Source organism: Halanaerobium saccharolyticum, from assembly GCF_003259895.1.
Classification (GTDB): domain Bacteria; phylum Bacillota; class Halanaerobiia; order Halanaerobiales; family Halanaerobiaceae; genus Halanaerobium; species Halanaerobium saccharolyticum_A.
On record NZ_QLME01000008.1, the window covers coordinates 1 to 24,829 of the forward strand.

At 36.1% G+C, this 24,829-nt stretch carries 29 protein-coding genes and 1 riboswitch; all 29 genes read left to right on the forward strand.

Annotation, left to right across the window (positions count from 1 at the left end):
- Nucleotides 1-200: transposase (locus C7958_RS06870; RefSeq protein ID WP_146608772.1), on the forward strand; the 200-nt coding region annotated here is incomplete at its 5' end.
- A gap of 241 nt (nt 201-441) precedes the next feature.
- Nucleotides 442-795 (forward strand): response regulator, encoded by a 354-nt coding sequence (locus C7958_RS06875; RefSeq protein WP_111571939.1) that lies wholly within the window; start codon nt 442-444, stop codon nt 793-795.
- 112 nt (nt 796-907) lie between these two features.
- Nucleotides 908-992, forward strand: a riboswitch (cyclic di-GMP riboswitch).
- Nucleotides 993-1,049: 57 nt separating this feature from the next.
- Nucleotides 1,050-1,436 (forward strand): flagellar basal body rod protein FlgB, encoded by a 387-nt coding sequence (gene flgB, locus C7958_RS06880; RefSeq protein ID WP_111571940.1) that lies wholly within the window; start codon nt 1,050-1,052, stop codon nt 1,434-1,436.
- Nucleotides 1,437-1,439: 3 nt separating this feature from the next.
- The gene (gene flgC / locus C7958_RS06885; RefSeq protein ID WP_111571941.1) at nt 1,440-1,868 is read left to right on the forward strand and encodes a flagellar basal body rod protein FlgC; all 429 of its coding nucleotides are present in this window, start codon (nt 1,440-1,442) and stop codon (nt 1,866-1,868) included.
- 16 nt (nt 1,869-1,884) lie between these two features.
- Nucleotides 1,885-2,181, forward strand: a complete 297-nt coding sequence (gene fliE / locus C7958_RS06890) for a flagellar hook-basal body complex protein FliE (RefSeq protein WP_111571942.1) — start codon at nt 1,885-1,887, stop codon at nt 2,179-2,181.
- A 48-nt stretch (nt 2,182-2,229) separates the two neighbouring features.
- Entirely contained in the window at nt 2,230-3,768 is a 1,539-nt protein-coding gene (gene fliF, locus C7958_RS06895; RefSeq protein WP_111571943.1) for a flagellar basal-body MS-ring/collar protein FliF, read from the forward strand.
- A gap of 20 nt (nt 3,769-3,788) precedes the next feature.
- Nucleotides 3,789-4,793 (forward strand): flagellar motor switch protein FliG, encoded by a 1,005-nt coding sequence (fliG, locus tag C7958_RS06900; RefSeq protein ID WP_111571944.1) that lies wholly within the window; start codon nt 3,789-3,791, stop codon nt 4,791-4,793.
- Nucleotides 4,786-5,535 (forward strand): FliH/SctL family protein, encoded by a 750-nt coding sequence (locus tag C7958_RS06905; protein WP_111571945.1) that lies wholly within the window; start codon nt 4,786-4,788, stop codon nt 5,533-5,535. The genes fliG and C7958_RS06905 overlap by 8 nt, the downstream gene beginning before the upstream one ends.
- Nucleotides 5,528-6,835 (forward strand): flagellar protein export ATPase FliI, encoded by a 1,308-nt coding sequence (gene fliI, locus C7958_RS06910; protein WP_181453813.1) that lies wholly within the window; start codon nt 5,528-5,530, stop codon nt 6,833-6,835. Before C7958_RS06905 ends, fliI begins: the two co-directional genes overlap by 8 nt.
- Before the next feature lie 25 nt (nt 6,836-6,860).
- On the forward strand, nt 6,861-7,301 hold the full coding sequence (locus C7958_RS06915; protein WP_111571946.1) for a flagellar export protein FliJ: 441 nt from the start codon (nt 6,861-6,863) through the stop codon (nt 7,299-7,301).
- A complete protein-coding gene (locus C7958_RS06920) occupies nt 7,298-7,837 on the forward strand; it encodes a MotE family protein (protein WP_111571947.1) in 540 nt (179 codons plus the stop codon). The genes C7958_RS06915 and C7958_RS06920 overlap by 4 nt, the downstream gene beginning before the upstream one ends.
- A gap of 71 nt (nt 7,838-7,908) precedes the next feature.
- A complete protein-coding gene (locus tag C7958_RS06925; protein ID WP_111571948.1) occupies nt 7,909-9,558 on the forward strand; it encodes a flagellar hook-length control protein FliK in 1,650 nt (549 codons plus the stop codon).
- 13 nt (nt 9,559-9,571) lie between these two features.
- On the forward strand, nt 9,572-10,003 hold the full coding sequence (locus C7958_RS06930) for a flagellar hook capping FlgD N-terminal domain-containing protein (protein ID WP_111571949.1): 432 nt from the start codon (nt 9,572-9,574) through the stop codon (nt 10,001-10,003).
- Between the two features lie 20 nt (nt 10,004-10,023).
- On the forward strand, nt 10,024-10,419 hold the full coding sequence (locus C7958_RS06935) for a TIGR02530 family flagellar biosynthesis protein (RefSeq protein WP_111571950.1): 396 nt from the start codon (nt 10,024-10,026) through the stop codon (nt 10,417-10,419).
- Between the two features lie 193 nt (nt 10,420-10,612).
- Nucleotides 10,613-12,238, forward strand: a complete 1,626-nt coding sequence (locus C7958_RS06940; RefSeq protein WP_111571951.1) for a flagellar hook protein FlgE — start codon at nt 10,613-10,615, stop codon at nt 12,236-12,238.
- 81 nt (nt 12,239-12,319) lie between these two features.
- A complete protein-coding gene (locus C7958_RS06945; protein WP_111571952.1) occupies nt 12,320-12,529 on the forward strand; it encodes a flagellar FlbD family protein in 210 nt (69 codons plus the stop codon).
- Complete coding sequence (locus tag C7958_RS06950) at nt 12,530-13,339, forward strand: motility protein A (protein WP_111571953.1); 810 nt, start codon at nt 12,530-12,532, stop codon at nt 13,337-13,339.
- Entirely contained in the window at nt 13,329-14,183 is an 855-nt protein-coding gene (locus C7958_RS06955; RefSeq protein WP_111571954.1) for an OmpA/MotB family protein, read from the forward strand. Before C7958_RS06950 ends, C7958_RS06955 begins: the two co-directional genes overlap by 11 nt.
- Complete coding sequence (locus C7958_RS06960) at nt 14,176-14,631, forward strand: flagellar basal body-associated FliL family protein (RefSeq protein ID WP_111571955.1); 456 nt, start codon at nt 14,176-14,178, stop codon at nt 14,629-14,631. The genes C7958_RS06955 and C7958_RS06960 overlap by 8 nt, the downstream gene beginning before the upstream one ends.
- A 12-nt stretch (nt 14,632-14,643) precedes the next feature.
- The gene (gene fliM, locus C7958_RS06965; RefSeq protein ID WP_111571956.1) at nt 14,644-15,651 is read left to right on the forward strand and encodes a flagellar motor switch protein FliM; all 1,008 of its coding nucleotides are present in this window, start codon (nt 14,644-14,646) and stop codon (nt 15,649-15,651) included.
- Nucleotides 15,641-16,897, forward strand: a complete 1,257-nt coding sequence (gene fliY / locus C7958_RS06970; protein WP_111571957.1) for a flagellar motor switch phosphatase FliY — start codon at nt 15,641-15,643, stop codon at nt 16,895-16,897. Before fliM ends, fliY begins: the two co-directional genes overlap by 11 nt.
- A gap of 12 nt (nt 16,898-16,909) precedes the next feature.
- Entirely contained in the window at nt 16,910-17,275 is a 366-nt protein-coding gene (locus C7958_RS06975) for a FliO/MopB family protein (protein ID WP_111571958.1), read from the forward strand.
- On the forward strand, nt 17,268-18,032 hold the full coding sequence (gene fliP, locus C7958_RS06980; RefSeq protein ID WP_111571959.1) for a flagellar type III secretion system pore protein FliP: 765 nt from the start codon (nt 17,268-17,270) through the stop codon (nt 18,030-18,032). The genes C7958_RS06975 and fliP overlap by 8 nt, the downstream gene beginning before the upstream one ends.
- Nucleotides 18,033-18,093: 61 nt before the next feature.
- Complete coding sequence (gene fliQ, locus C7958_RS06985) at nt 18,094-18,363, forward strand: flagellar biosynthesis protein FliQ (protein ID WP_111571960.1); 270 nt, start codon at nt 18,094-18,096, stop codon at nt 18,361-18,363.
- Between the two features lie 13 nt (nt 18,364-18,376).
- Nucleotides 18,377-19,162 carry a flagellar biosynthetic protein FliR gene (gene fliR, locus C7958_RS06990; RefSeq protein WP_111571961.1) on the forward strand — a complete coding sequence of 262 codons (786 nt, stop codon included), beginning with the start codon at nt 18,377-18,379 and terminating at the stop codon, nt 19,160-19,162.
- A 74-nt stretch (nt 19,163-19,236) separates the two neighbouring features.
- Nucleotides 19,237-20,295, forward strand: a complete 1,059-nt coding sequence (gene flhB / locus C7958_RS06995; RefSeq protein ID WP_111571962.1) for a flagellar biosynthesis protein FlhB — start codon at nt 19,237-19,239, stop codon at nt 20,293-20,295.
- Nucleotides 20,296-20,447: 152 nt separating this feature from the next.
- Nucleotides 20,448-22,481, forward strand: coding sequence for a flagellar biosynthesis protein FlhA (gene flhA / locus C7958_RS07000; protein WP_347877297.1), 2,034 nt, complete (start codon nt 20,448-20,450; stop codon nt 22,479-22,481).
- The gene (locus C7958_RS07005) at nt 22,482-23,939 is read left to right on the forward strand and encodes a flagellar biosynthesis protein FlhF (RefSeq protein ID WP_111571964.1); all 1,458 of its coding nucleotides are present in this window, start codon (nt 22,482-22,484) and stop codon (nt 23,937-23,939) included. It begins immediately after the preceding gene.
- Entirely contained in the window at nt 23,932-24,825 is an 894-nt protein-coding gene (locus C7958_RS07010; RefSeq protein ID WP_111572045.1) for a MinD/ParA family protein, read from the forward strand. The genes C7958_RS07005 and C7958_RS07010 overlap by 8 nt, the downstream gene beginning before the upstream one ends.
- Nucleotides 24,826-24,829: the final 4 nt, after the last annotated feature.

Here is a 24,829-nt window from a genome sequence, read left to right on the forward strand (position 1 = left end):
CCTGGAGAAAGATCTACAACAAAAGAACCAGTGTTGAAAGAACTTTTTCCAGACTAAAAGAGCATTTAAATTTAGAAAACTTAACTGTAATGGGAACTAAAAAAGTTAAAACTCATCTGCTATTAAGTTCTATCAGTTTGATAGCTGCAAGAATTGCAGCCGAGAAAATCAAACTCCAAAATCAAGTTTTAGCTGCTTAAATATCTTTTTAAAACATGATTTTAAGATACCCAAGCTAAGTGCGTCTAAATTTAGCAGTAAATCTATGGTAAATCATTAAAACCTATAATTTCAAGTTAAAAGGCTTATTTTTATGATTCGTAGACAATATTTTTTTGAATTAAACTAAATTAAGCGTATTATGAAATTCGCTTAAATAAAAATCATTTCTGTTATTATAGTATTTAATAGCGGATATAATCTAGAGGAGGTAATTTTTAAATGCCTAAGGTGTTAATTGTGGATGACGCAGCATTTATGAGATTAAACTTAAAAAATATATTAAAAGACGATTTTGAAGTAGCCGGGGAAGCCGAGAATGGGAAGGAAGCAGTAGAATTATATCAGGAATTGAATCCCGATATAGTAACAATGGATATTACAATGCCAGTAATGGATGGTTTAGAAGCAATAAAAGCTATTCAGGATATTGACCCAGATGCTCAGATTGTAGTCTGTAGTGCTATGGGACAGCAAAAAATTGTTATCCAGGCAATTGAGATGGGTGCCAAAGACTTTATTGTTAAACCCTTTAAAAAAGATAGAGTTATGGAGTCCTTAAAGAAATTATTGTAAAGATTTAAAATTCAAAAATCTTTAATTTGTACTATATTTAACATATAGTGCTATAAATATAATATATAGTACAATATTACATATATTTATTTAAATATATTTGAGTAATTGTATTAAATATTAGCAAAATTAGCGAAAGCTAATGACGCAAAGTTATGGGTCTAAGATATTTTGATTATGACTGCCAGACTGCACATTCGAAAATCTATGGTTCCAGACTATAGATTTTTTTGAGTTCAAAGGGGGAATAGATTATGGAAAACTTAGAAATAATAACCAGAGCCCTTAACGGTTCTGCAAGGCGGGGAGAATTGATTGCTAATAATTTAGCTAATATAAGCACCCCCGGTTATAAACGGCAGGATATTGATTTTAAGTCTGCTCTGAAAAAGGAAATGGGATCAGCCAGTTCAATAAGTTTAAAAACTACCCGGAGCAATCATTTACCTTTCAGTAAACAATATGCTTCCGTTCAAACGGAGCAAAATAGTAGAAACTATAGAAATGATGAAAACAGTGTTGATGTAGATGTAGAGATGGCTGAATTAGCCAAAAACAGCATTTATTATAATGTGATGTCAAATCGTGCTGCAGGACATTTCTCCAGCTTGAATCGTGTTATTCAGCAGGGAGGTCAGTAAATTATGTTTAAAGGAATAGATATCAGTGCATCTGGTTTAACAGCACAGCGTTTGCGGATGGATACAATTTCTTCTAATATTTCTAATTCAGAAACAACTCGTGATGAAGATGGCAATACATATCGAAGAAAAGTTCCTATTTTTAGACAAAAATTGGATAGAGAAATGGGAGCGGGTATCGGAAATGGTAGCGGGTCTAATTCAGCAGGAGTTGAAGTTGACGAAATTGCAGAAGATCAGTCTCCATTCCGTCTGGAATATCGCCCTGAACACCCTGATGCAAATGAAGAGGGTTATGTTGAACTGCCCAATGTTAGTGTGATGACAGAAATGGTAAATATGATAGATGCCAGTCGTGCTTATGAAGCAAATATTCAGGCCATTACTAATTATAAGAGTATGGCAAACAGTGCTTTAAATATCAGCACTTAATTAAGGAGTGGAAAGCATGGAAATAAATCCAATTAAATTTCAGAGTGGATTTGAAAACTTTGCAATTGAAAAGGAAAATAAGAACAACCAGACACAGGCTTTTTCCGACTTATTCCGGGAAAAGCTAAATCAGGTTAATGAACTACAAAAAGATTCTCAGGCAATGACAGCCAGTTTTGCTGCTGGTGAAACAGATAATGTACATGATGTAATGATTGCAGCAGAAAAGGCAAAAGTTGCTGTTAATTTAACTACAGCTGTGCAGACAAAGGTAATAGATGCTTATAATGAAATTATGCGTTTGCAGGTATAAGGTTAAGGACAATATTTATCAAAGAGTATTTACGGAAGAGGTATAGTGATGGCCGAAATTTTCGCAAAATACAAAGAAGAATTACAGAATACATGGCAAAAACTAAATAAAAGTGTACAAATTCTAATTATCATTCTCACAATTATTATGGCTGGTGTTTTCGGCTATCTTATTTTTAGAGGAACTTCTAATAGTTATCAACCACTTTTTACTAATTTAACTACAGAGGATACTGCAGCAATTGTGGAAAGATTGGATGAAAACAATGTTGATTATCAGCTTGGAGGTAATGGTAATACAATTTTAGTTCCAGAAAGTGAGATTTATCGATTGAGATTGGATATGGCTTCAGCTGGCCTTCCGGATCAGGGAGTGGTCGGTTTTGAAATTTTTAACAGCAGTGACTTTGGTACCACCGAGTTCGAAAGAAGAGTTAATTATTACAGAGCACTCGGAGGCGAATTAAGCCGTTCAATTCAATCAATTTCTGGTATTGAATTTGCTCGAGTTCAGATTACTCCGCCTGAGGAAAGTCTCTTTTTAGCTGAGGAAAAGTCCGCTACTGCTTCTGTGATGGTTAAGCTGAGAGCTGGCTATAATATGAGCCCGGAGCAGGTTAGTGCTGTCCAAAATTTAGTTGCCAGTGGAGTTCAAGATCTACCTTTAGATGAAGTGACCATTGTTGATACCAGGGGTAACCTGTTATCTCAACCTTCTAACAGGGGTGATAATAACTGGTCTAATCCTCAAAACTTTGCTATGCAGCAGGAATTTGAATCTTCATTAAAAAATGATTTAACTGCACTTTTAACCAAAGTTTTGGGTCCAAATAATTTTGCAGTTCAGGTTAATGCTAATCTCAATTTTGATCAGAGACAGGCAGAAAGCAAAACTTATACTCCGGTTGTTGATGACAGCGGTATTGTCCGCAGCGAAGAAATCAACACTGAGACTCAGGAGAATGGAGTAACTGGAGGAGCACCTGGTGTTGATGCAAATATTCCTCAATACCAGGGGGCTGGTGCTGCAGAAGCAAGCAGTTATGAACGGGAAAATACAGTTACTAATTACGAAATAAATGAAAGAATAGAACAGCATGTATATGCACCGGGAGAGGTAGAACGTTTATCTGTTTCAGTAATGATTGATCAGAATACTGAGGAAGAAACAATTGATCAGATCAGAAATGCTGTCGGAGCAGCAATTGGTTATAATGAAGACAGAGGCGATGTTTTAAATATTAGCTCTATTGCTTTTGATGATTCTTTAGAAACTGCAGCTCAGGAAGCTATGCAGGCTCAGCAGGCAGCAGAAAGGCGTCAGATGTATATTTATGGTGGTCTTATTTTGTTAGTCTTAATTTTAACTTCCGCTTTAATCATCTACTTATATCGCAAAAAACCTGCAGCAGATAGAGGCAGCAGTGTTAATGTAGCGGTCGAAGAAGATGAAGAAGAAATGGATTTATTTGAACCGGATGCAGATCAGAAAAAAAGAGCTAAACTTAAAAATGAACTTGAAAATGTTATTCATTCCGATCCAGAAAATGCAGCTAAATTAATTCGCAGTTGGTTAGTTGATGAATAAATGTCGAAGGGGTTTTAGTTATGAGAGATGAATTATCAGGTAAAGAAAAAGCAGCTATTTTGTTAATTTCACTTGGACCAGATGTCTCATCAGATGTATTTAAACATTTAGATGATGAAGAGGTAGAGAAATTAACTTTAGAAATTGCCAATCAAAATAAAATTGATCCTGAAATGAAAAGAAAAATTCAGGAAGAATTTCTGCAGCTGCAGAAAGCAAATGATTATATTAATTCCGGTGGAATAAACTATGCCAAAAAAATACTGGAAAAATCTTTTGGTAAAGACAAGACACGAAGTATTATTAATCGTTTAACCGCCACTCTGCAGGTTCGACCCTTTGACTCTATCCGCAAATCAGATCCGACCCAACTCCTGAATTTCATTCAGGGAGAACATCCCCAGACAATCGCTCTGATTCTTGCGTATATTGATGCAACTCAAGCTTCTCAGGTTTTATCCTCACTTTCTCCAGATATCCAGAGTGAAGTAGCTAAAAGAATAGCTGTTATGGATAGAACCTCTCCAGAAATAATTAAAGAGGTTGAATCTGTGCTGGAAAAGAAACTTTCTTCAGTTGCTGCCAATGAATATGCCAGTGCTGGTGGAGTTCAGGCTATTGTTGATGTTTTAAATCAGGTAGATCGAGGTACGGAAAAAAATATTCTTGATAAGCTGGAAGAAGATGACCCAGAATTAGTTGAAGAAATTAAAAAGAGAATGTTTGTCTTTGAGGATATTGTGCTTCTGTCTGATAGAGCAGTGCAGCTTGTACTGCGTCAGGTTGAAACCCATGATCTGGCATTAGCATTAAAAACAGCCAGTGATGAAGTTGAAAATATTATAACTGGTAATATGTCCCAGCGAGCTGCAGAAATGTTGGAAGAAGATATGGAATTTATGGGACCTGTAAGAATTAGAGAAGTAGAAGATGCACAGCAGCGAATTGTTAATGTGATTAGAGAGTTAGAAGAAAGCGGAGAAATTGTCATCGCCAGAGGCGGGGAGAGTGAAGTAATTGTCTAAAGTTATTAAGGCATCCAAGGTTACAGGGGAATATAAAATAAATCAAAAGCCTAAGACTCTTTCTTTTAAGGACAATGATTCGCAGGGTGATTCTAATTTAACTAATAATAAAAAAGTGAAAAAACAGCAGCAGGTTATTGGTAAAGCTGAACAGGAAGCAGAGGAAATTATTAAAAATGCAGAAGCAGAGGCAAAAAAAATAATTGAAAATGCGAAAAAAGAAAAAGAAGATATTTTGGCTAACAAGGATCAAATATATAATGAGATTAAATCTGACGCTAAAGCTGAAGGTTTAGAAAATGCTGAGGCAGAAATAGATCGCTTAAAAAAGGAATTAGCTTCTCTTATTTCCGGTTTTGAAGAAGAATTCAGCCGGGAAAAAGATAGAATTAGAACAGATATTATTGAACTGGCTGTTAAAATTGCAAGTATAGTGATCGATGTTAAATTAGAGACTGAACATGAGATGATTAACAATATTATTTCTGATATGTTGAGTAAAATAGATGATAACCATCGGGATATTGTGGTTAGAGTAAATCCCCAACTGTTACCGTATATTGAGGAAAATCGTTTTTATGAACATATAAATCAGAAAAATATCGAATTTGTTTCAGACCCTGAACTAAAAAAAGGGGACTGTATAGTGGAAACCAGTCTTGGTGGTAAAGAAGGAAGCCTGGAGCACAAACTTGATCAAATTAAAACTGAGTTATTAAAAGAGGTAGAACAGCATGATTAATCTGGATATGTCAAAATTAGAAGATAAGCTTAAAGATATTAATATGACGCGAAACTTTGGCCATATTAATCGTGTAATCGGACTTGTAATTGAGTCAATTGGACCTCAGGCTTCACTGGGAGAACTCTGTTTAATCAAAGGGGATCACGAAGACATTAAAGCAGAAGTAGTTGGCTTTGATGATAATAAAGTTTTGATGATGCCGATTGGTGAGATGGAAGGGATCAAACCTGGGGCCAGAGTAGTAGCAACTGATCAGAAATTAAAGGTTAAAGTAGGTAGAGAGCTGCTTGGTAAAATAATTGACGGCAGTGGAAATGTGATTAGTGATGATAATCTCTCTGGTTTAAATGAAGTTCCTGTCACTCGCAAGCCCCCCAATCCATTAACTCGAGAAAGAATTAAAGAACCATTATCTTTAGGGGTCCGCTGTATTGATGGCTTTTTAACCTGTGGTAAGGGCCAGCGCCTGGGTATTTTTGCCGGTAGTGGTGTTGGTAAATCAACTTTGCTAGGTATGGCTGCCCGAAATACTAATGCTGATATTAATGTAATTGGTCTGGTTGGTGAGCGTGGACGTGAGGTTAGAGATTTTATAGAAAAAGATCTGGGTCCAGAAGGTTTAGAACGCTCAATTGTGGTAGTTGCTACCTCTGATCAACCAGCACTGTTAAGAGTTAAAGCGGCTAATATAGCAACAGCAATTGCTGAATATTTTAGAGATCAGGGTGAAGATGTACTGCTGATGATGGACTCTGTTACCCGGGTCGCGATGGCTTTAAGAGAAGTTGGACTTGCTATTGGCGAGCCCCCGGCAACAAGAGGTTATCCACCTTCTGTATTTGCTGAACTACCGAAGTTATTAGAAAGAACCGGAACAAATGATCTGGGTTCTATCACTGCCTTATACACTGTCCTGGTCGAGGGTGATGATTTTAATGAACCTGTTTCTGATACTGTTCGTGGTATTTTAGATGGACATATTTCTCTATCCAGAGAGCTGGCAGAATCCAGCCATTATCCTGCAGTTGATGTTTTAAGCAGTGTCAGCAGAATTATGGAGGATATAGTGAGTGAGGAACACAGTCAGGCGGCAGCCAGACTGCAGAAATTAATTGCAACCTATAATCAATCTGAGGATTTAATTAATATTGGTGCCTATGAGAAAGGTTCTAATCCAGAGGTTGATAAAGCAATAGATAAGATTGATGAAATAAATGATTTTTTAACTCAGGGAATTAACGAAGAAGCCAATTATGAGGACACTGTCCAGCAGTTAATCAAAATAGCTAATAATTAGTCTAAGTAATAAAGGTGGCTGAAATATGAAGGGATATAAATTTAAGTTTGAAAAAATCTTAAATTTAAGAAACAGACAGGAAGAACAGGAAGAAGACAAATATTTATTTTTAAAAAAAGAGTTAAATGATATTAAAAATAAGATTAAAGCTATAAAATCTGAAAAAGAAGATGTTTTTGAACAGCTGCGGGATCAGGAAAATGATCTTACTTTAAATATCAGCCTCAGACGATATTTAAAGAATTTGAAAGCTAAAGAAGCAGCTGCCCAGAAGGAAAAAGATAAAAAAGAGGAAGAAATAGCTGAACAGCTCGAAGTTTTAATGGAGAAGAAAAAAGAAAGAAAAACTATGGAAAAATTAAAAGAGCGAGAAATTGAAGAGTTTGTAAAAGAATATTTAGAAGATGAACAAAAAGAACTTGATGAATTGGGCAGACATTATTCTATGGGTGGTCGATTAACTTGATAAAAAAGATTTTATTTTTTTTAGCATTATTTTTAATATTATTTGCAATGTTATCCTGGTCTTTTGATGCGCTGGGAATAATTGATATAAAAACAACGGTAAGTAATCTAGCTAACAGCACACCAGTGGTTCAAGATTATATAATTGTCCGGCAGGAGTTAGATTCTTTAGAGGAAGAAAATGCTTCCCTGAGGAATACTATAACTGAAAAAGATAGTCGGATAGCAGATCTGGAAGCTCAAATAGAAGATTTAAATGAGGAACTCGCTCAGAGGGATAATGCAATTGCTGATTTAGAATCAGATTATGAAGCCCTAAATACAGAGGATCAGAACCGAGAAGCAAGATTGGAGAAGATCGCAAATATTTATCGTCGGATGGAGCCAGAAGCTGCAGCAGCTGTAATTCAGGAATTAGAAAATAATCTAGCTGTTGAAGTTTTAAGTAGACTAAACGATGAACAGGCGGCTTTAATTTTAGAGTCTATGCCCCAGCAGCAGGCTGCACAATTTATCAGTCAGCTGGGTTTAGAATAAATAATGGATATATTTCCTTATCCAGCGTTATTAAGTTGGATGATTAATAATCAAAGAAAGGAGGTGAATAAATGACAGAAGCGTTATTAAACAATATTCTTCAGGCAGGCAAGAATGATTTTTCGCCAGCTAAAAGGAAGCAGGCACCTCAGAACAGCAGCAGGAGTTTTTCTGAAACAATGCAGGAGATCAATCAGCGTCGCCAAAGCAGTGAAAAAACTGATTCAAAACGTGATGACTCAATTAAAGCTAAGTCTTCATCGCCCAGTGATCAGGAATTTCTAAGTAAATTAAGAAAAATTCTAAGTAAAAATAACAAAGAAGTTCCAGCAGAATTACTGGCTCTGCTCCAGGGTGGCAGTTTGAGCAGTCAGCAGAAAGCTATGTTAGAACAGCTGATGCTTAACCTGAAAAATAATAATCTGGATGTTTCAGATCTCAAATTACTACTTGCAAAAAATAGCGATAATCAAACTACAGTTAATTCTAAGGAGATTCAGTTCTTTGATCAGGAAAAAATAAGTAAAGAGTCTAAGACTATTAATCCTGACCAGCTGGAAAAACTGGCTTCATTATTAGAAACTGGAGACCAGGAGTTAACTGCACTAGAGAGTTCTAAATTGAAATCAGAACTTGATCAACTTGCTAAAATGCTGATCAACTCAAATTCTGGCAAGCTTGAAAATCCAGAAGTTAAGCTGCAGCAGATTTTAGGTACTGATAATCTAGCTGAAAAGTTAACAGAACTAGCTTCTACTTTAAAGAAAAGTGATCTTAGTTTAGAAGATTTAACTGAAGTTTCTGAGCAAAAAGATTTAAAACTTCCCTTATTATCTCAGACACTTGCTTCTGAAAGCTTAAACTTTAGTCAATTAGGAGAAACTCTCAGTCTGGAAGATAATTCATCACTCTTTGCAGAGCTTAGTGCTCAATTAAAAGAAATGATGACTGAAGAAAACAATAAAGTGGCTAATCAGGAAACACCAACTAATGTTGACTTTAGTGATACTAATATTTTCAGCTTAAACAGTGATTCTACTCTAGAACTTAATTTTGGAGGCGGAGAATTAGAGAGTAAAAATCAAAATAACTTTTTTGATTTAAATAATTCTAATCTCTTATTTAATTTTGATCTGGATAATCAAAGTCCAGCTAATAATTTAAATATTGAAAACTTCAGTCTCAATAGTGAGAATACTACTAATTTAGCTGAAAATGCTGAGTTGAGATCTCAGGTTGTAGAACAGTTTAGAGGAGAATATACTCCGGAAACGAAAGAAATGCAGATTCAATTAAAACCAGAATCACTCGGCAAAATTGATATCAGTCTTGCCTATGATAATGAGAAACTAACAGGAAAAATGTTGGTTGAAAGTGAACTTGTGAGAGCTCAACTGGAAAACAGCCTTAAAGGCTTAAAATCCGATCTGCTTAAACAGGGTATTAATATAGAGCAGTTTAAAATTGAAACTGCCAAAAATGCACCCCAGCAGGTTGAAAAACAGAACAATTTTGCTTTCGAGGATCAAGATGCTGCTTTTAGTGATGGAGAAACCGGTCAAAATCAGGAATATGAACAGCGACAGTTTTTTCAGGGTCAGTACTATGTTCAAAGAAATAGTGGTAATTCAAAACTCGATGGTGAAAATGCAATTATGAGACAGCAGGAAATATTAAGTAGAGCAGCTTTTTCTAACGAAAAGCTTAATCTGCTTGCATAAAGGAGGTAGTTAAATGTCAGATATTACGGGTGTAGCAGCATCACAAAGCACTCAATATGAACAGGAAACACAGCGGCAAAGTCTTGACGGCAATAATGGTTTAGGTCAGGATGCATTTTTTAAGCTATTAATTACTCAGCTTCAAAATCAGGATCCGCTAAACCCAATGGAAGATAGACAGTTTATATCTCAGATGGCAGAATTTAGTTCACTTGAGAAAACTGAAAAACTCTATACTTTATTAGAAGACAAATTAAGTTCCAACCAGGTGATTGATAACAGTAATTTAATTGGAAGAGAAATCACAGCTAATGTTGAAGGTATTGAACTTAAAGGGATTGTGGAAGCTGTTAAATCTTCTAATGACAAAGTATTAGCAGTACTGGATACTGGATCAGAGATTGAGATTAATAATATTACTCAGGTTAAGAATGTTGAAGCTTAAAGTTAAAAGAGGTGTTAAATATGGATAATAGACTACAAATAAATCAGCCAATACAGCCTCTTCGTAAAACACAACAGCAGAATAAGCCGGCTCAGGAAAATAAAAAGTCTGATTCTCCTTCTTTTAAGGATATACTGGGAGAAAAGATAAAGGGAAAAGCAAAATTGTCATTTTCCAAACATGCACAGAAAAGAATTGACTCTCGTTCTATTCCAGTTTCTAAAGCTGAAATTGATAAGCTAAACAGTGGAGTAGAAAAAGCTAGAGACAAAGGTGCAAGAGATTCTCTGGTAATGGTTAATAATGTGGCTTATATTGTTAGTGTGGAAAACAACACAGTCGTTACAGCTGTAGATGAGGATAGTATGGACGATAATGTATTTACCAATATTGATAGTGCTGTGTTTATGAAATAAGGATCTTTATCAAGCAATTAAATAATTGAAAAAAGTAAAATAGAAGCAAAATAAAGAATATGAGCAAGACTTTAAGCTGAAAAATTATAAAATTTAGCTTAAAATCGGATATGAGCTGGACCTTTTTCAGGAAGCTCTGTTCTGCTGTCGATAACAGTGGGGCTCCGATAAATACTGAAGGAGGAAAAATTATATGTTAAGATCGATGTATGCCGGTGTGTCAGGTTTGAACTCACACCAGCAGATGATGGATGTAACAGGTAACAATATTTCTAATGTTAATACAATTGGATTTAAAAGCAGCCGTGTTACTTTTAAGGAAATGTTAAGTCAGACTATTCAGGGTGCTTCTGCACCACAGGATAATCGTGCTGGTACTAACCCACAGCAGGTTGGACTTGGGGTTGGAGTAGGAAGTATTGATAGTGATATGTCTTCCGGTAACCTGCAGTCAACTGGAAAAACATCTGATGTTGCAATTCAGGGAGATGGTTTCTTTGTCTTGAGAGATGGCAATAATCAGGTATATTCTCGAGCAGGGAACCTAAACTTTGATGAGCAGGGAAGGCTATATTCATCCAGTACTGGAATGTTAGTTCAGGGTTGGATGGCAGATGCTAATGGTGACTATGGTGATTTTAATGCCCAGACAATTGATGATATTACCTTAAAACAGGAAATTAACGCTCAGGAAACTGACAGTGTCCGTTTTGGTAAAAATCTTGATGCTGATGCTATGAATACCCTGGAAATACTTGAGCAGAGTTTAGAATTGAGTGCAGGTGGCAATTCTGATACTCTTGAATTTTCACTAACCCCTGTGGAAGGTCAGCATAATGTCTGGGATTTTACACTTTCTGGTGCAGAAACAACTACTGATATTGCTGGTTCAGGCTCAAATAAAATTTCTGGAACTTTAATTACAGATAATGACGGTGAAGTAGTAACTTTTGAAACTAGTAGTAGTACAGACTTAACTTCTGGTTTTAATGTTGATTTAGATGGTTCATCAGTTACTATGGATGCATTAGTAGACTCTTCGGGTAGTTCAATTACAAATATCAATGATGGTTTTTTGATTGCTCAAAATGGGGATACAACTAAAAATGCTAATTTAACTTTTGATCAAACAGCGGTCAGAAACATTGCTGTTGATGTTTTTGATAGTCAGGGAGCAAAACACACTGTTAACCTGGAACTAGAAAAAACTGACAACAATGAATGGACAATTAATGAAAATGAAGTGGAAATTAACGGTAGTACTGTGGCTGGAGTTTTAGGTGGAAGTGACCATCCAATTTCTTTTGATAGTAATGGTAATATCGATGGTGGAGAAACTGTAGACCTTACTTTTACACCCCCAGGACCAGGAACTGCGCAGACAGTGGAACTTGATTTTAGCTCTGTAACTCAGTTTGCTGGTGACATGACCGCTAACTTCTCAAATGTTAATGGTTATGCCTCTGGTGCTTTAGAATCTTTCTCCTTTACAGAAACTGGTGATGTGGTTGGTTCTTACAGTAATGGTTTAACTCAAACTCTGGCTAAGCTGGGTTTAGCAAACTTTTCTAACCCTGCCGGTTTAACCAGACAGGAAGGTGTTTTCCAGACTTCAAGTAACTCCGGCGATCCAGAATTAGGTGCTGCGGCTCAGGGTGGATTTGGTTCCTTGGCTCCAGCGACCTTAGAAATGTCCAATGCTAATCTTTCACAGGAGTTTACAAATATGATTACAGCTCAGAGAGGTTTCCAGGCAAGTTCAAAGTTGATCACAACCTCAGATGAGATGCTACAGGAATTAGTTAATCTAAAAAGATAACTTGAATTAAACTGTCAGGCTGAAGTCTATTTTAGATTTCGGCCTGATAGATAATAATGGTTTTTAATAAGGAAGTGTATGATGATTAAATTGACCAGGACAAGTGGAAAAGAATTTGTATTAAATGCTGACTTGATAGTAGAGGTGCAGGAAACTCCTGACACCGTCATTACTCTGACTAATGGCAAGAAACTGCTTGTCAAAGATACAGCAGATGATATAATTAATAAAGTAGTTAACTTTAGACAGGAAATAATGGCTGGAATTTCTAGAACAGGGGAGAGATCTTAAATGGATTTAGCGACAATAGTTGGATTAGTAGCAGGAGCAATAATATTTTCACTGGTAGCTATACTGGGTGGTAATGTAGTAATCTTTGTTAGTATGCAGTCTGCCCTGGTAGTTCTCGGTGGTACCCTGGCCGGTGTAATGATCAGTTATACTTTCCAAGATTTAAAAAACATACCCAATCTTTTAAGAGTTTCACTACAGAATGACAACATGGAATCAGAACATGTAATCGAAAATTTAGTTAATTTTGCCGAAAAAGCGAGAAGAGAAGGGCTTTTAGCTCTGGAGGATGACGCAGCAGAGATGGATGATGAGTTTTTACAAAAAGGTATTCAGCTGGTTGTTGACGGTACAGACCCAGAATTGGTTAAAAATATTCTGGAAACTAAACTTACTTTTTTAGCAGAGAGACACGCTAAAGGTAGAGGTATTTTTGCAACAATGGGCCAGCTGGCACCTGCCTTTGGAATGATTGGTACTTTAATTGGATTGGTCCAGATGTTAAGTCAGCTTGATGATCCAAATCAGCTTGGTTCAGGGATGGCTGTAGCATTGATTACAACTTTATATGGTGCTCTGCTTGCAAACTGGATATTTATACCGCTTGCTAAAAACTTAGAAACTCAGAGTAATCATGAAATCCATGTTAAAGAAGTTATTATCGAAGGGATTCTTTCAATACAGGCCGGTGAAAACCCGAGAATTGTAAGAGAAAAACTACATGCTTTCCTTTCAGAAGAAGAGAAAGAGGTAGTAGAAGCCAGAATCAACGAAACCGGAGAGGTGGGTGCTGTAGAAAATGCCTCGTAAAAATAGAAACAATAACGGTGGAGGCGATGATGGAGGCGGTTCTCCTGCCTGGATGACCACCTTTGGTGACATGATGACCTTACTCTTAGTGTTTTTTGTGCTGCTTTATTCTTTTTCTTCAATGGATGTAGTAAAATTTCAGGGTTTTATTTCAGCCCTGCAGAGTCAGCTAGGTATTTTAGATAGTGGTAAAACCATTACTGAAAACCCAAATATTGATGCAGGAACATTGGGCCAGGATTATGCCCAGGCACCGCAAAATATTCAGCAGATCATGAGAGAACTGAATAATTATATAGAAAGAAATAATTTGGGAGATCGAGTTAATGTTGAAAATAAAAGAAAAGGCCTGGTAGTCAGTCTGACTGGGGAAATATTGTATGAACAGGGTAGGGCTGAGATAAGGGAACAGGGGATAGATGTGCTGGCTATGATTTCTGATATTTTAATAGATATTCCCAATGATATAATGATTGAGGGACATACAGATGATGTTCCAATTAGAACTAATGAATTTCCTTCTAACTGGGAATTATCAACTGCAAGAGCTGTAAATGTAATAAAATTTTTGATTGAAGAAAGAAATTTTGAACCAGCAAGGCTTTCAGCTGCTGGTTATTCAGAATATAGGCCCGTTGCAGATAATGATAATGCAGAAGGAAGAGCAGAAAACCGAAGGATCGAAGTAGTGGTATTAAATTCTCAGTATACAATAAACAATGGATCTAATGCTGAAACAGTAAATAATAATGCGGCAGATGAAGTAAATATAAATAGTCAGGTTAATACCGAAAATGGTGGCAGCACTGATAATACTGAGGAAGGAGGAAATATAGATGGCTGAAGACGGACAGATGAATTATAAGATGCTGGCCTTAATTGTAGTTTTAGTGATTATTATAACTGGGGTGGCAAGTTTTACATTTTTCACATATTTTTCAGTTTCCAGTGATGAAGAAAATAACGAAAATGAGATTACCAGTGTAGAAGATATTAGACCAACCTATAATGCTGGGGATTACACTGTTAATATTTCCAATAATAATCAAATTAATTTTGTTAGAGCCAGTATAGTTTTTGAACTTGAAAATGCCGAACTGGCAGAAGAACTGGATAAAAGATCATCACAGATTAGAGATCGAGTTATCTCAACTTTAAGAGCACAGAACGAAGAGATATTAGAAGAACCAGGTGCAGATACAATAAAAGGAATTGTTCAGGAAAAAATAAATGAATTATTAATTTCAGGCGAAATTACAAATGTCTGGTTTACAGAACTGGTTGTACAATAGGGAGGACAAAAGATGGCTGATGTACTAAACCAAAACGAAATAGACTCTCTGCTCTCTGCAATCAGTGATGGTAGTCTTGATGTAGAGGAAGCTAAAGAACAATCAGAGGAAAAACAGATCAAAGATTATGATTTTAGAAGACCTGATAAGCTTTCTAAAGAGCAGATGCGTACTTTACAGATGATACACGAAAATTTATCTAGATTATTTACAACCACTTTATCTACTAAACTTCGCAGTATGGTTAATTTCGAAGTAGCCTCAATTGAACAGCTTTCATATTCTGAGTTTATTCACTCCTTACCTGAGCCAACAATTATTGGAATCAGTAATTTGGAACCTCTGGAAGGACAATTTATTTTTGAGATTAATCCAGAAATCGGCTTTGCAGTGATAGATCGCCTCTTTGGAGGTTTTGGTAATCCGATTGATGAGGTTCGTTCATTTACAGATATTGAACAGGTAGTAATCAAAAGAGTTATGAACTGGCTTTTAGAAGGTTTTAGTGAGGCCTGGGAAAATATTTCAGATTTAAAACCAAAGCTGCTTGAACTAGAATCAAATCCTCAATTTACCCAGATTGTTCCTGATAGTGATATGACAATAATTATTACTCTTTCAGCGCGAATTGGTGGTAGTGAAGGGTTGATGAACATCTGCTTACCATATATTATGTTGGAGCCAATTGTAAGTAATTTGAATGCTCAATACTGGTTTTCAAGCACAAGAGAAAAACAGACTCCAGAACATATAGCAAAATTGCGTAAAAGATTAAATGAGGCTCTGGTTGAAGTTGATGCAGTTTTAGGCAGTACAGAAATCACAGTAGAAGATTTTCTTTATCTTCAATCCGGAGATGTAATTCGTCTTGATAAAAAAGTTGAAGAAAATGCTGAACTTAAAATTGGCAGCAGAAGAAAATACGAAGCAGTTGTAGGTAATAAAAACAAACATAAAGCAATACAAATAATTGGTGTAGCGGAAAACTTGTTAGAGGAGAGTGAAGACGATGACGAATGATGGTAACTTTTTATCACAGGACGAAATAGACGCATTGATGAATGATGAGGATGAAGAATCTGTAGCGGAAACTGAAGCTGCTGAGAATGGAGCAGATTTTTCTGATTTAAGTTCAGAAGAAATTGATGTTATTGGAGAAGTAAATAATATTGCTATGGGCTCTTCAGCTACAGCGCTCTCCACATTACTTGACGAAAAAGTAGATATTACAACTCCGGAAGTTGAAGTTCAGACTTTCAAGCAGTTAATTGAAGAATATGATCGTCCCTGTGTATTGGTTAAGGTAGAATATGTAGAGGGAATTGAAGGTTTAAGTTTACTTGTTATTGATACAGAAGATGCTGCAGTAATTGCGGATTTAATGATGGGGGGAGATGGTCTGGAAGGAATGGACCAGGAAATGTTAAATGAAATTTCCATTAGTGCTGTTGGAGAAGCCATGAACCAAATGATGGGAGCTGCTTCTACAGCAATGTCCAATATTTTAGATGTACTGGTAAATATTTCTCCTCCTACAGCAGAATATATTGATCTGGATGATGTGATTGAAGAAGGTAGAGATTGGTTTGATCCGAAAGAGAAAATTGTTGTTACTTCCTTTAAGTTAAAGGTTGGAGATGTAATTGACAGCAGCTTTAAACAGATTTCGTCCTATAAATTTGTCAAAAATTTGGCTGAATCACTTTTAGGCGGCAATACAGGTTTAATGGATAATACAATAGATGAAGCGGAAATTGAGGAAGAGGTAAAAGAGGAAGTTGATACTTCTGTTAAAGAGGAATATCAGGAGGAGACTGCAGCAGGACCAAAGAAATCTGCAGCTTCAAATACAGCTCCGGCTTCTTCCCGGGATTCTCAGTCCAGTTCCAGACAGCAGGCCCCCCAGCAGCGCCGACAGCCTCAAAACAGAAATATTGAGCGGGAAGAGAAAGTGGATGTCCAGTCAGCACAGTTCCCTGAGTTTGACGAGGCTTCTACTCAACCGCTGCCAAACAATATGGAATTAATCAAAGATGTTCCCCTGGAAGTTACAGTCCGCCTTGGTAAAACGGTCATGAAAATCAGAGATATTCTGGATCTGGGAGATGGCTCAATCATAGAGCTGGATAAACTTGCCGGTGAACCTGTAGATTTACTGGTTAATGGTAAGCTGGTAGCTAAGGGAGAAGTTGTTGTTATTGATGAGAACTTTGGTTTTAGAGTCAAGGATATTATTAGTCCCGTTGAACGTTTAAGTAAGATATAGGCTGGTGATATAATGGATTATTTATGGGAAACATTTAAAATAACATTTTATCTTGTTTTAGTAATTGGTTTTATTCTGGCTATTTATTATTTGCTAAAAAATAGATTTAATTTAAATAATTCCCGACAGATGGAAATTATTGATACGATGAGGCTTGCCAATGGAGAAACAATTTATCTGGTCAAGGTTTTTGATGAAATTGTAATGCTTGGCGGCAGCAAAGAAGAACTGAATTATCTTCGAAGCTGGCCTCTGGATGAAATTGATTTAAATTCCAGGGAATTAGAAAAAAATAAAAATAAAACTGATTTCAAGGAAAAATTGAAAAGTCTTATAGCTAAAGACAATAATTCTAACAGCAGTGATCCGGATGCTTAAGAAATTATTTTTACTGATTTTTATCGGGTTTCTATTATTTAGTGTAACTCTTTCAGCTTCTGCTCAGGAATTTAATCTTCCTAACGTTTCTTTTGAAATTGGAGGTGGAGATGCTGAAAATCAGGGTGACGATCTGGTAATGTCACTGCAGATTTTAATGCTTTTAACAATTCTGTCTTTAGCTCCAGCAATCATAATTCTCTTTACCTCGTTTACCAGGATTATAATTGTTTTTTCCATTTTAAAAAGAGCTCTTGCCCTAAATAATATGCCGCCTAATCAGGTTTTAATAGGAATTGCAATCTTTTTGACGATTTTTATTATGGCACCAGTCTGGCAGGGAGTCAATCAGGATGCCCTGCAGCCTTATTTAGCAGAAGAAATATCTTTAGAGGAAGCATATCAAAATACTATTAGTCCAGTCAGAGAATTTATGTTCAATCAGGTTGATGAGCGTTCTTTAGCTTTATTTACTAATATAGCTGAGATTGAACGACCGGAGACCCGGGAAGATTTACCCACCTTTGTTTTGATACCTGCTTTTTTAATTAATGAAATTAAAATTGCCTTTCAGATAGGGTTTTTATTATACATACCATTTTTGATGATTGATATGATTGTGGCCAGTATTTTAATGTCAATGGGAATGATGATGTTACCACCGGTAATTATTTCTTTACCGTTTAAAATCCTGCTGTTTGTGCTGGCTGATGGATGGCACATCTTAATTGGTTCACTTGTAGAAACTTTTATGTAATGAATTTATACAGCTTAAAATATATGAGCTGTGAGCTTTAATAATTTAGGAGTTGAAAATAATGGGAGAAGCAGTAGTCCTTGATGTTGGACGCCAGGCGTTATTTATAGTTATTATAGTTGTGCTGCCTGTTTTAGGTGCCGGTCTGATTACAGGACTTTTGGTTGCCATTTTTCAGGCTACAACTCAGATTCAGGAGCAGACCTTAGCTTTTGTGCCGAAAATATTTGCTGTGCTGGGTTCAATAGCATTTTTTGGCCCCTGGATTATGACAACAGTGGTAGAATTTGTACAGGAACTTTTGCGGACAATCCCAACCTATGTGGGTTAGGGGCTGACAAAAATTGATAGAAAATTTAATGATTAATGAATATATATATTTATTTTTCCTTATTTTTAGCCGCTATCTTGGGATGATGCTCTTAACTCCGGTTTTTAGCAGTCAAGTAATTTTATATCAGGTTAAAGTTCTGGTTGCACTGACTTTAGCTGTCTTAACATTCCCTCTGGTTTCGGGAATGTATCCTCCAGTGTCTCCGGACAATAATTTACTGGTAATTGTTGAGATTATTAGTGAAGCCAGCATTGGCCTTTTTATGGGACTTACTGTTTTTTTAGTTTTTTCAGCAGTACAACTTGGTGGACAAATAATTGATATGCGGATGGGTTTTAGAATAGCAAATGTAGTTGACCCTTTTAGTGGGGCGAATTCTCCAGTTATTGGTCAGCTAAATAATATATTTGTGACTTTGCTTTTTCTGGCTTTAAATGGTCATCTTTATTTAGTCAGGCATTTATATGAGTCCTTTGAGATCATACCACCGGGTAGAGTTAATTTTTCTTCTCAACTCTGGCAGTATTTTTTTAGAAGAAGCGCTGATATGTTTGTTCTGGGTGTTAAAATTGCGCTGCCGATTGCAGGTGCAATCTTTTTTATAGATATTATACTTGCTTTTTTGGCAAGGTCTGTACCCCAGATGAATCTTTTTGTGATTGGGCTGCCAATTAAAATTATGGCCGGCTTGATTCTATTATTCGTCTTAATGCCGGTTTTAAATAATTACTATTCGGAAATAATAATGAATGTAATTAATGAAATACCAGCTCTTTTTCGGCTGATTGCACCTTAATCAATTTTTATAATTTTAATTAACAGTATTTGGAGAATACTTTTAGCTTAGTTTGAATAAAAGGAGTAAAATTTATGGCAGATGGTGGAACTGGAGAAAAAACTGAACAACCCACGGCGAAACGGAAAAGAGAAGCTAAAGAAGAAGGTAATGTAGCCAAGGGGAAAGAAATTGGTCAGGCTGTTACTTTACTGGCAAGTTTTATGTTTCTTTATTTTTTGATGCAGCAGATATTCCTGGGGCTTTTAGATCAAATCCAGTATTATTTTAAAAATTTAATTATAGAGCCATTTACAATTAATATGAGTTTTAATATTTTGTATGATGCTTTTTATGGTGTTGTTGAAGCAATTTATCCGATTATGATTGTGACAGCATTTGCGGGTATCCTGGTTAATTTTTTGCAAATCGGGGCACTTTTTACTACCAAACCACTGGTTCCTGATCTAAAAAAAGTTGATCCGATCAAAGGGGCCAAAAATATCTTTTCCCTTAAAGGTGTTGTGGAATTATTAAAATCTTTATTTAAATTGGCCATGATTGCAGCCATTGCTTATCGATTTTTAATGGGCAATCTTGAAATATTCGAAAAAAGTATTCATCAGGGTTTAAATGAATCATTAATTGCTATTGCTGGCTTAATATCCAGAATGGCCTTTGCGATAATTGCTGCTTTAATTGTGCTGGGAGTATTAGATTTACTCTATCAGCGCTGGCAGCATAATAAGGATCTCAAAATGTCTAAGTATGAAGTTAAACAGGAAAGAAAAGAGATGGAAGGAGATCCCATGATTCAGCAGCAGCGGAAACAGAGACAGCGTGAGATGAGTATGAACAGAATGATGTCTTCTGTTAAAGATGCAGATGTTGTAATCACTAACCCGACCCATATTGCTGTGGCTTTAGAATATGACTTAGATGAAATGGAAGCTCCGGTAATTGTGGCCAAGGGTGAGGACTTTATTGCCCAGAAAATCAAAGAGAAGGCAAGAGAAGCAGAGGTTGAAATAATAGAAAATAAACCTCTTGCTCGTTCGTTGAATAAAATGGCTGAAATTGGAGACCAGGTTCCGGTAGAACTTTATCAGGCAGTTGCTGAAATACTCGCAAAAATATTTCAAAATAGAAATTAATAAGATTACTGCATTAATTGCTGTTTTTGGTTTTAATTTTACCTGATTGTTGATATAATAGTTATGTATTATATGTAGATTTTTGTTTTAAGTGATGGAGGTTAATTTTATTAGTGGATAATAGTGCAGCTTTTACAAATATAACAAAAAATATGGATATTGTTTTTGCCTTAATGGTAGTTGGAATTATAGTAATGTTTATTATTCCACTTCCTACTATGCTTTTAGATATGCTGCTGGCTGCAAATATAACCTTCTCAATGGTTGTTATTCTGGTGAGCATTTATACAACTGAACCGCTTGATCTTTCAGTTTTCCCCTCCCTTTTACTTTTTGCAACTTTATTCAGGTTGGGACTAAATGTTTCTACAACCAGACTGATTTTAGGTCAGGGATATGCTGGAGAAATCATTTTAAGTTTCGGTGATTTTGTTGTCGGAGGTAACTATGTTGTTGGTCTGATTATCTTTTTAATCCTGGTAATTATTCAGCTCGTTGTAATTACCAAAGGTGCAGAAAGAGTTGCCGAAGTAGCAGCCCGTTTTACTCTGGATGCTATGCCCGGTAAACAAATGAGTATCGATGCTGACTTAAATGCCGGTATTATTGATGAACATGAAGCAAAAAGAGAAAGAGAAAAAATTCGTCAGGAAGCAGATTTTTATGGAGCAATGGATGGTGCCAGTAAGTTTGTCAAAGGTGATGCTATTGCAGGTATTATTATCACTTTTATTAATATTATTGCCGGTCTGGTAATTGGTATGCTGCAGCAGAATATGGGCTTTGCTCAGGCTGCCGAAACTTATATATTATTAACTGTTGGTGATGGTCTGGTATCTCAAATCCCGGCCCTGTTAATATCTACAGCGACCGGTATGGTTGTGACCAGAGCCGCCTCTGACAATAACATGGGTAATGAAATGACAGAACAGCTTTTAAAACAGCCAAAAGCTTTATTTATAGCTGCTGCTGTTTTAATGATTCTTGGTTTTGTACCTGGTTTACCAACTCTTCCATTTTTAGTGCTGGCAGTATTTATTGCTACCATGGGTTATTTAATTATTAGAACTGCTGAGATTGAAACTCCCAGGGAAAAAGCTAAACAGAAAAAACCGGAGTTAAGCTCGGAAGAAAAACAGGAAATGAAAGAACGGGAAATCAAGCAGCTAATTAAGGTTGATAAATTAGAGATTGAAGTAGGATATAATTTAATTTCTCTGGTCCTTCCCGAGCAGGGTGGAGATTTTTTAGATAGAGTGGCCAATATTAGAAAACAGATTGCTATGGATTTAGGAATTATTTTACCACCGGTCCGGATTGTAGATAATTTACAGCTGCAGCCCAACACCTATAAAATCAAATTACAGGGAGTTGAGATCAGCGAATATCAGCTTTTTGCTGATAAGTATCTGGCGATGGATCCCGGTGATACTTTTGAAGATATTGAGGGGATAGATACAGAGGAACCGGCTTTTGGAACTCCAGCCATCTGGATTGAAGCTGAACAGCGAGAAAGAGCTGAAATGGCTAACTACACTGTTGTAGATCCGGGTTCAGTAATGGCAACTCATTTAACTGAAATTATCAAGTCTCATGCTTACGAATTACTGGGCAGAGAAGAAGTTAAGAAATTAATTGATAATGTTAAAGAGGAAAATCAGGCAGTTGTAGATGAATTAATTCCGGACTTAATGAATTTAGGAGAAATTCAAAAGATATTACAGAATTTATTATGGGAGAATATTCCAATCAAAAACTTAGTCTTAATTTTAGAAACTCTTGCTGATCATGCAGGTCGAACCAAAGATCAGACAATATTAACTGAATATGTTCGTCAGGGATTATCCAGACAGATCAGCAATCAGTTTACCGATGAAGCTAATAACTTAAATGTCTTTACTATAGATCCACAGAAGGAAGAAAAACTTGCAAATTCCCTGGAACAATCAGATCAGGGGAATTATCTATCACTACAGCCAGCTGAAGCTCAAAATTTAATTAATAATATTGTGCAGCAGGCTAAACAGTTATTAGAGCAGGGTAAAGAACCAATATTATTAACTTCACCAATGATCAGAAGACCAATTAAAGAGATGGTACACCGTACTTTCTCCGATCTGACAGTACTCTCTTTTAATGAACTGGAATCTGATGTTGAACTACAGGTTCAGGGGGTTGTAAAGTAAATGAAAGTAAAAAAATATACAGGTGAAACAATGCAGGATGTAATTTTTCAGGTAAAAGCAGATTTAGGACCAGAAGCTGTTATTGTAAATAAGCGGAAGTTTAAAAAGGGAGGACTTTTTGGTTTTTTTGGCAGAGAAATGTTTGAGGTAGTAGCTGCTTTAGAAGCTAAAAGCGGCAGCTCAAATACTGAACCCTCAGACAATAAGGGTGAACAGGTAGATGATGTTGTAGAAATCTCAAATTACGGCCGAAATTCAAAAAAAGTTGATAGAACAAAGATCCAGAAAACAGCCAGTAAGGATCCTGAAAATAAAAATGCAATCAAAGAATTTATAACTGATTTAAAAACTGCTGCCGATTCTGCTGAAGAAAAAGTTGAAGAAAAAGTTGAAGAAAAAGCTGAAGAAAAAAAGGACAGCCAGGACCAGCTGGATAAAAAAAATATAAAGGCTGATTTTAGCGAAAAATTAACTGAAGAGCAAAGTAATCAACAGAGATATAATTATCAGCCTCAAGAAAACCAGCAGCAGAACAGGAACAAACAGAATTTTAATAAAAACAATAAGATCCAGGGACAGCAGAGTGAAAATGAAGAAAGAAAATTAACAGCTGCTCAGAAATTTCAAAATAAATTTCAAAATAAAACTTCTAACGGCAGTAATCAAAATAAAAAGTTAAATAATAGCAATCAATTATATAATTATCTACTGGATCAGGGAGTAGACAGCAGAAATGTAAATCTTTTTTTAAAACAGATGGACGCTCAAATTGATACAGGTGATGATGCTGATTTTGAAAATCAATTAAAAGAATTTTTAGGCTTCTATTTTTCAGATAATGGTGAAATAAAACTTACTTCAGATCAAAAAATTATTTCATTTATTGGTCCAACTGGTGTTGGTAAAACCACAACTATGGCAAAGATTGCAGCTCATTTTGCAGTTGATAAAAATAAAAATGTTGGCTTGATTACAGCAGACACTTATAGAATTGCTGCAGTGGAACAGCTGCAGACTTACAGTAAAATTATCGATATTCCTTTTGCAGTCTGTTACAGCAGTTCCAGACTGGAAGAAATGATTCGAGGCCAGTTTAGAAACTGTGATTTGATTTTAATTGATACACCAGGCAGCAGCTGGAAGGATCAGCTGCAGCTGGGGAGATTAAAAGGGTATGTAGATCACAGTTTTGTGGATGAAGTTCATCTGCTGTTGAGTTTAAACACAAAGAGCAGTGATTTAAGGAGTATCGTCTCTAAATTCTCCGAACTGGAGCCGGACAGTGCTCTGCTGACCAAACTGGATGAGACCAGCAGTTATGGGGATATCATTAATATTAAAGAAAATTATAATTTGCCGCTTTCTTATCTAACTTTTGGCCAGGATGTTCCCGAAGATCTTGAAGCAGCCACAGCTGATCAGATTTACAAATATTTATTTGGTGATTTTTATGCGTAGTCAGGCGGCAAAGCTTAAAGAAATAATGCAGCAGAAAAGGGAAGAAAAAGGAACTCCAGAATTTAATGCTTCTTCTACCAGAACCATAGCAATTGCAAGTGGTAAAGGTGGAGTTGGTAAATCAACCTTTACTGTTAACTTTGCCTATAATCTACGCAAACTGAACAAAGAAGTGCTGATTATTGACAGTGATATAGGGATGGCCAATCTTGATATTATGCTGGGAGTACAGCCCAATTACGACATGGGGCATCTTCTGCGTGGGGAATGCAGTCTGGATGATGCAGTGATCGAAGGCCCGGCGGGAATTAAACTTCTAAGTGGGATTACCGGGGATGACAGTTTTATTGATATCCAGAATGATGCTATGCAGAAATTAATTGAGCTTGGTGATCAGATAGAAAAAAATTACGATTATCTATTGATTGACCTGGGAGCCGGTGCAGCAAAGAGTATTGTGAATACTATACTGGCTGCAGAAGAGTTGATTTTATTATTAACCACAGAACCAACTTCAGTTATGGATAGTTACAGTCTGATTAAGATTTTGGCAAATCATGAGTATCATAAATCTATTAAGCTGGTTATAAATCAGACAGAAGACGAAAAAGGCGCAGCGAAGACAGCAAAACGAATAATTAAAACTGTAAAAAATTATCTGGATTTAGATTTAACTTTAGTTGGGAGTATCGCCCATGACCGTAAAATTAGTGCTGCTTTACGAAAACAAAAGCCCTATGCAGAAATCTTTTCAAATCGAAAAGCAGCAAGAGATTTTGAAAAAGTAGCCAGAAAAATAGCTGGAGAAGAAAAGGAACAGCAGGCAAGTGGTGTAAAAAGTTATTTTCACAAAATGGTTGGTTTTTTTAATAAACATGTTAAATAGTTGA